Here is a 7,050-nt window from a genome sequence, read left to right on the forward strand (position 1 = left end):
TTTTCATTGCGCCCCTTCGGGGCGCCGAGGCAGGGTTTGCGCCCCTTCGGGTCGCCGGGGGGCGGGGGCGCCGGGGCTTGCCCCGGCGCCCCCGCCCAGCCCTCAGCCCATGCGGCAGGCGAGGTCGAGCATCCGGTTCGAAAAGCCCCATTCGTTGTCATACCAGCCGAAGACGCGCAGAAGCCCGCCCTCCGTCACCCGCGTCTCGCGCGTGGCCATCACCACGCTTTCGGGCCGCGCGCGCAGGTCGGAGGAGACGAGCGGCAGATCGGTGACGCCGATCACCCCTCCGGCGGCGTGGAAGGCGGCGTTCACCGCCGCGACCGTCGCCGGGCGTTCGGTGATCACCGAAAGGTCGATCGCCGAGACCGAGGCGGTCGGCACCCGCACCGCCTGCGCGATCACCCGCCCCGCGAGATGCGGCAGCACGCGATCGACGAGGCGGCCGGCCGAGGTCGTCGTCGGCACCATCGAGAGCGCGGCGGCGCGGGAGCGGGCGAAATCGCCCGCCGGGGCATCGACCGTGGGCTGCGAGCCGGTGTAGCAATGCACCGTCGTCATCGAGCCGGTGACGATGCCCCAATGTTCGTCGATCAGCCGCATCAAGGGCGCCATCGCGTTGGTGGTGCAGCTCGCGTTCGAGACGATCGGTTGATCGCCGAGTTCCGCCTCGTTCGCGCCGAGCACCACGGTGAGATCGGCGGCCTGCGAGGGGCCGGAGATCAGCACGCGGGCCGCCCCGGCGGCGAGGCCATGTTCGGCGAAATCGCGGCTGTCGGCGCGGCCGGTGCATTCGAGCACGAGATCGGTGCCGGAGAGATCGAGCGTCGAAAGATCGGGGGCGCGGCTGAAGGGGATCGCGCGTCCGTCGATCACCAGCGCGTCAGAGCGCGCGCTGACCTCCCCCGGCCAGGGGCCGAAGACGGAATCGAAGCCGAAGAGATAGGCGCAGATCTCGGGCGTCGCGATGTCGTTGATGCCCACGATCTCGAGCCCGGGCCAGCGCGGCCCGCCGCGGGCGCGCTCCTGCAAAAGCGCGCGCAGCACCGAGCGCCCGATCCGACCGAACCCATTGATGAAAACGCGCATGGCAGGCTCCCTTCGAGAGAGGTGTGATAGGGCGGCGGCGCGGCGAGGGGAAGGACGCGATTGCACCCGATACAAAGGGCGGAGGCGCGCAGGCACTGGCGATCCCGGGAGAATGGCCGTTACCTTTCGAGATCAACATGTTGGACTGTAATCTGCGAGGATGCACCAATTCATGATTTCAATGACTTACGGGGAGCCGTGTAAAATTGTCGATCCGCTTCCGACATTGGGGACAGACCGGATCACATACTGAAAACGTCCAGAAGCTCGCCTCGAGGCGGAGAGAGCAGCGCGACGAGGCGGTCGCATCTCATCCGGGCTGCCTGGCCACACGGCAGCGAAGCCATTGCCCCGCAACCAGCCACGGGAACCTTGCCGCTGATCGCAGCCAAAGCGCGCCGTCGGTCGCGGGCGGAATGATCTGAATGGTGTTTCCCTCACTCCCTTTCCGAGAAGGCGCGACGGCCCAGAGGAAAGTCGAGACGCATTTTCAGATGCGTAAAATCGGTCTTTCTTGGCGAGGGGGCAGGATGGCGAGTAGTGCAGGCCCCTAGATCTCGGCCGGGACGAGGCGGCCCTTTTCGGCGTTCAGCAACTGCTCGACCTGAGCCATCGCGGCGGCGGGCGGTAGGCCGGGCGGGATCGGTGGAAAGTAGGAAACGACGATCGTGCCGCCTCGCTTTGCGCCTTTGCCCCAGAAGCACCCGGCGTTGTGGACGACCGGAACCACCGGCAGATCGAGCTTGCGGTAAAGCGCGATCAGCCCGGGCTGGAACTTGCGTTCTTCATGCACGCCAATGCGGGTGCCCTCGGGAAAGATCAGGATCGAGCGGCCGCGCGCCACCTCTTGCCGCGCCTCGGAGATCATCGCCGCCATTGCCCGGCCGCCGCCGTTGCGGTCGATCAGGATCATTGGCGCATGGCGCAGGAACCAGCCGAAGACCGGGATCTTGTGCAGTTCCTGTTTGGCGACAATGCAGATGTCGGGGACCAGCTGGTTGAACGCGAGGGTTTCCCAGGTGGACTGGTGGTTGCAGACATAGATGCAGGGCGCATCAAGATGCTTGTTCTCGATACCCTCCTCGCGCAGGCGCAGCCCGAGGATGCGGTGCGACAGGCCCAGCACGCCGCTTGTCCAGAAGCGGATCGCGGCGCGGGTGAGGCCGGGGCGTTGCAGCAGCGCAAGGGCCGGGATGAACGGGCTCTGCAGCACTGTCCAGAGCCCGAAAAACACGTCGAAAAGTCTCGATCGGACGATCAGCATCCTTGGCCCTTTGCTCCGTAGTGTCCGCCTGCAGTCGGGGGCGGCCTGACCGCCGTCAGGCGGCGAGGGGCAGCTCCGGGCGGCCTTGCGGAACGAAGCCCGCGCTGCGGGCTGCATTCAGGAAGGCCTGGCGCGCCTCGCTGACCGAGCCCAGACAGTCCATCGCGGCCTCGAGACGGCCAAGCGCGTGCTGGCGCGCCGCGTCCGCGACGGGCCACTTCTTGCACAGCCAGTATTGCGCCTGTTCGATCGTGCTGAACTTTTTGACGTCGCCTTCCGGCGAGATCACGAGAGACATGGGTTCGCCCCAGTAGATTTCGATCAAGGTATTGGTCTTTCTTGGAAAACGTGAGGGCACTCGGCAAAGCCGACGGTCTTCTCACGGAAGGCGCCTCGGTCGCGGGACCGATCGCGCCAGGTTGATTTGTGTGGCATCGGCTCAGATTGCGCAATGCGCAGGCGCTGAAACCGGCCGGTGTGGTCATGTGCGCGGTCGAGCGTCGCAAAGTGACCTGTGCCCGGTGGCAAGTTCGGCTTGCCTGCATGCCGCGGCATGGACGAGCCCATCGCTTCCGCCGACCGCCACTGCGGTTCGGAGCCGTGGTGCGGTCTGGTCGACCTGTTTCACGCGACCCGTATCGGTCATCGTGCGTTCCTTTCCGATATGCCGCCCGCAGGATGCAGGGGCTGGGCAAAGCTCAAGATCGTCGCTGAGCCGGAAGGAACAGGGTCCGAGGAGAAGAGATGCAGACCCTAGATAGGGGCTCGCCCCACGAATTGCGAGAAAATAAAGCGGTCCCCTGGCCCGGATCCGGCAACCCCTTCCCGCGAAAGGAGATTATTTTGAAAATCCGACCGCCCGGATCATGCGGCCGGGCCTTTTGCGCCCTTGCGTGCCGGTTTTGCGCCGGTTCTTCGGAACTTGGGCTCGCAATCGGGCAGGCTCTCCCCATATCATGAGGAACTGCAGTGTTCATCCCGGGGTCGGTCGCCGACCTCCGCGGGCGCCGTGGCGCCGATCGGGGAACCGGGCAGTTGGCCCGGCCCATCCGATCTCCCGGACCTGCAGGCCGAAGGCCTGATCGCGACGGCGCCCTCCGCCCGTGCGACGCGTCATCAGACCCAGATCGAACGTGTTGCCACAAAGGATGCCGAAAGATGAAAACCCCCGAGTCCGAAACCCGCCTTCCGGCGGAAGCCGCGCCGCGCAAGGCCGCCACCTCGAAGATCCCCGACACCGCGCCCAAGCCCGAGCGCAAGTCGATCTTCGACACCTCCTTTGCGCCCGAGGGCGCCGAGCGGCGCAAGGCCTGGTCCCGTTTCGATCGCAAGTCGAAATGAGCCCCGCCGCGCTCGGGGGTGTTTTCCTGCTCAAGATCGGCGAGGCCCGCGATGGAGGCCAATAGCATCCGGATCAGGCTCGGCTGCCGGTTCAGTCTGAGCCTGCCGCAACCGACCCCGATGATCGCGCTCCTGAACGTGCATTTCTCGCGCGTGGGCGATCTGGAGTTCCCAGACCATCTGCGCACCTGGCCGCCGGTGCCGCTGAGCGCCTATCGCGACGGATTCGGCAACTGGTGCACGCGGCTCGTCGCGCCCGCGGGCGATTTCAGCATCGGCACCGAAGGGGTGATCGGCGACAGCGGCCTGCCCGATGCGCGCCCGGCGGACGGCGGTCAGGCAACGGTCGAGACCCTGCCCGACGAGGTGCTCGGCTTTCTTCTGGGCAGCCGCTACTGCGAGACGGATGTGCTTTCCGACACCGCCTGGCGGCTGTTCGAGCATACCCCGCCCGGCCACGCGCGGGTGCAGGCGATCTGCGATTTCGTGCATGGCCATATCCGCTTCGACTATCTCGCCGCGCGGGCGACCCGCAGCGCGGCGCAGGCCTATGCCGAGGCGCAGGGCGTGTGCCGCGACTATGCGCATCTGGCGATCGCCTTCTGCCGCTGCATGAACATTCCCGCGCGCTACTGCACCGGCTATCTGGGCGATATCGGCATGCCGCCGCCCTATCCGCCGGGCGATTTCGCGGCCTGGATGGAGGTCTGGCTTGACGGGCGCTGGTGGGTGTTCGACCCGCGCAACAACACCCCCCGCATCGGCCGCGTGCTGGTCGCCCGCGGGCGCGATGCCGCCGATGTGCCGCTGATCCATTCCTTCGGTGCGAATGTGCTGACGGGGTTCGAGGTCTGGACCGATCAGGTCTTCTGAACAGGCAAGGACGGGCCGATCTAGTGCGCACCGGCACAGAAAATCGGAGAGGCGGGGCTTTTATCTTGCAAAATGCACAGCAATTGTATAGGAGGAACGAGCTACGTTGTTCCCAACTGCACCTGTCTCCTTTGTCGGCTTCAGTCTGCCTTTTAGAATTGACTGAGCCGGGCTGCCGCATTTTGCGGGCGGTATTCATTAAAGGAGATCTCACGATGGCCAATGGCACCGTGAAATGGTTCAACAGCACCAAGGGTTTCGGCTTCATCCAACCGCAGAGCGGCGGGAAGGACATCTTCCTTCACATTTCTGCGGTCGAGCGCGCCGGCCTCTCGCAGATCAACGATGGGCAAGCCGTCACCTATGAGGTCGAGACCGGCCGCGACGGTCGCGAGTCCGCCAGCAATCTGGCGCTCGCCTGATCGGGTCGATCTCGGATCCGGCCCCCAAGGGCCGGATCGCACGACCAGGGAGGCTTCATGCCCCGCAAGGACAAGACCCGCGGTCTCTTCCGCGAGATCGCTCAGGCGCCGACCACGGCGCAAGAGCGCACCGACGCCGCGGTGAAGCTGATCCGCGAGACAGAAGCGGACTCGCGCGCGGATCTGACCGCAAGCCTGCGCGCTGCGCGCATGGCACGGGACGCGGGCGGCACGCCCCCCGCTGCACCGCCCGGCAAGACCAAGCCGCGCAGTTGAGCCGCGCGCATCCAGAACACAGAGATTCCCGGAGCTTCTCTTCGGGATGTTACGGAGGGCCCAACCATGGCTGCCGAAAAGAAGCCTTCGGGCAAGACCCACGGGGTGCACAAGGCGCCTCATCGGGAAGAGCATCCCAGCCTCGGCTGGCATGAGTTCTTCCAGAGCCTCGTCACCGAGAGATCTCCGGACCGTCGGCTTGCACTGCCGCATGGGATCCAGGAGTAGGCTTTCACCACCACGGCGGTGAAGGGCATTCCCGGTAAGGCGGCTGAGCGCGATATGGCTCCACGTTGAGCCGATCGGCGTTCGCCGGATCACTTACCGGGAGGTGGAACGGCAGGGAGAAATCCCTGCCGTTTCGCTTTTCAAAGGCGCCTCGAGCCTGCGTGGGCAAGTCAACGCGCGCATTCTATGATGCGTGACAAATGTTTGCTCTCCGGCGGGGCGAGAGGGGTCACGCTATGTCTCGGACATCGCCCAGCATGGGCCCCGCTACTCTTGCGACGCTGCGCATGAAGTTCGGCTTCGGGCGGGAAGCGGAAGTTCGCGGCATTAGCGAACACACCTTGGCATTGGGACGGAAGCGGATATTCCGCTACACACTTCACCAAATCTGAGTGCACGACAATGAGGCAAAATCCCGTCACTCGCTGCGCTTGGCGTTAATGCAAGCTGTGTTCAGAAATCCAAGTAGTGTCACTTGCCTTTCCGAGGCATTGAAACAGGGAGCAAGCGTGGCAGGATGAGGCCTGCAGCGTGACGGGTTTCGGGATTCACGTCGAGCAAGCGTTCCTCGCCATGTACGGCAGCCTTTAGCGCGGCATGGATCGGGGCATAACGATCAGCCAGACGAGTCTCTTCGAACCAGTCGACCAAACGCTCGCCAAATCCAGCCGCGATGGCCAGGCGGAGCAAACGTTCCAGGTCATCGGTAAAATTCCAGCTCCTCTGCTCCAGGCCTCCTTGCAGGGCCTCGCCCAGATGCTTCGTAGCGTCTCCGAAATTCTCTGCCTGAACAGCAAGCGCTGCATCCATCAACGCACGTCCCTCGGGTGGCATGTCTTCGAGATGGAGCAACGTCTCTCGCGCCTTGGAAAAGGCTCCAGACGTAACATACAGCCAGAACAAATTCCCGTAAGCCAAGGCTTTGCGACTTTCCGTCACGCTCTTTAAGAGCGATTCGGTGCGGTCCATCTCAGTGCCGGTGTCGATCAGGTAATTGGCCAGACTGATCTTTGCCCCCGCAACCTGTTCCTGTAGCGGCAGGGCGTCGCTGTCACCGAAGCGGGCGATGAGCGCGTCGTAGGTCTCGATCTCTGCCGCAAGATCGCCGGCCTGGCCCAGTGTGATCCCCTTATTGACCATGGCCCGCGCGAGCTGTTCCTGCAGCGGCAGGGCGTCGCTGTCACCGAAGCGGGCGATGAGCGCGTCGTAGGTCTCGAGCGCGGCCGCAGGATCGCCGGCCTGGCTCAGTGTGACGCCCTTATTGACGATGGCCCGCGCGAGCTGTTCCTGCAGCGGCAGGGCGTCGCTGTCGCCGAAGCGGGTGATAAGCGCGTCGTAGGTCTCGAGCGCGGCCGCAGGATCGCCGGCCTGGCTCAGTGTGATCCCCTTAAAGACCATGGCCCGCGCGAGCTGTTCCTGCAGCGGGAGGGCGTCGCTGTTGCCGATGCGGGCGATGAGCGCGTCGCTGGTCTCTAGCGCGGCCGCAAGATCGCCGGCCTGGCCCAGTGTGATCCCCTTCTTGACCATGGCCCGCGCGAGCCCGTCCTGCAGCGGCTG

The 7,050-nt window shown here is 65.0% G+C and carries 8 protein-coding genes; 4 read left to right on the plus strand and 4 right to left on the minus strand.

Annotation, left to right across the window (positions count from 1 at the left end; genetic code table 11):
• Positions 1-102 precede the first annotated feature (102 nt).
• From AB7U46_RS14975 to AB7U46_RS14985, 3 genes are all read right to left on the minus strand, one after another.
• A complete protein-coding gene (locus AB7U46_RS14975) occupies positions 103-1,089 on the minus strand; it encodes a type I glyceraldehyde-3-phosphate dehydrogenase (RefSeq protein ID WP_428337785.1) in 987 nt (328 codons plus the stop codon).
• Between the two features lie 550 nt (positions 1,090-1,639).
• Entirely contained in the window at positions 1,640-2,353 is a 714-nt protein-coding gene (locus AB7U46_RS14980) for a lysophospholipid acyltransferase family protein (RefSeq protein WP_428337786.1), read from the minus strand.
• Positions 2,354-2,408: 55 nt separating this feature from the next.
• The gene (locus AB7U46_RS14985; protein WP_428337787.1) at positions 2,409-2,678 is read right to left on the minus strand and encodes a DUF982 domain-containing protein; all 270 of its coding nucleotides are present in this window, start codon (positions 2,676-2,678) and stop codon (positions 2,409-2,411) included.
• A gap of 833 nt (positions 2,679-3,511) precedes the next feature.
• On the opposite strand from AB7U46_RS14985, the gene AB7U46_RS14990 reads away from it, so the two are divergent.
• The 4 genes from AB7U46_RS14990 to AB7U46_RS15005 all read left to right on the plus strand — a co-directional run bounded on the left by AB7U46_RS14990 (position 3,512) and on the right by AB7U46_RS15005 (position 5,265).
• Complete coding sequence (locus AB7U46_RS14990; RefSeq protein ID WP_428337788.1) at positions 3,512-3,694, plus strand: hypothetical protein; 183 nt, start codon at positions 3,512-3,514, stop codon at positions 3,692-3,694.
• A 66-nt stretch (positions 3,695-3,760) separates the two neighbouring features.
• The gene (locus tag AB7U46_RS14995) at positions 3,761-4,567 is read left to right on the plus strand and encodes a transglutaminase-like domain-containing protein (RefSeq protein WP_428337792.1); all 807 of its coding nucleotides are present in this window, start codon (positions 3,761-3,763) and stop codon (positions 4,565-4,567) included.
• Between the two features lie 215 nt (positions 4,568-4,782).
• Complete coding sequence (locus tag AB7U46_RS15000) at positions 4,783-4,989, plus strand: cold-shock protein (RefSeq protein ID WP_428337789.1); 207 nt, start codon at positions 4,783-4,785, stop codon at positions 4,987-4,989.
• Between the two features lie 57 nt (positions 4,990-5,046).
• Positions 5,047-5,265, plus strand: a complete 219-nt coding sequence (locus tag AB7U46_RS15005; RefSeq protein WP_428337790.1) for a hypothetical protein — start codon at positions 5,047-5,049, stop codon at positions 5,263-5,265.
• Positions 5,266-5,964: 699 nt separating this feature from the next.
• Here AB7U46_RS15005 and AB7U46_RS15010 read toward each other — a convergent pair.
• The coding region (locus AB7U46_RS15010; RefSeq protein ID WP_428337791.1) for a tetratricopeptide repeat protein at positions 5,965-7,050 on the minus strand (1,086 nt) is incomplete at its 5' end.

It is taken from the genome of Paenirhodobacter sp. (assembly GCF_050177655.1).
GTDB lineage: Bacteria > Pseudomonadota > Alphaproteobacteria > Rhodobacterales > Rhodobacteraceae > Rhodobacter.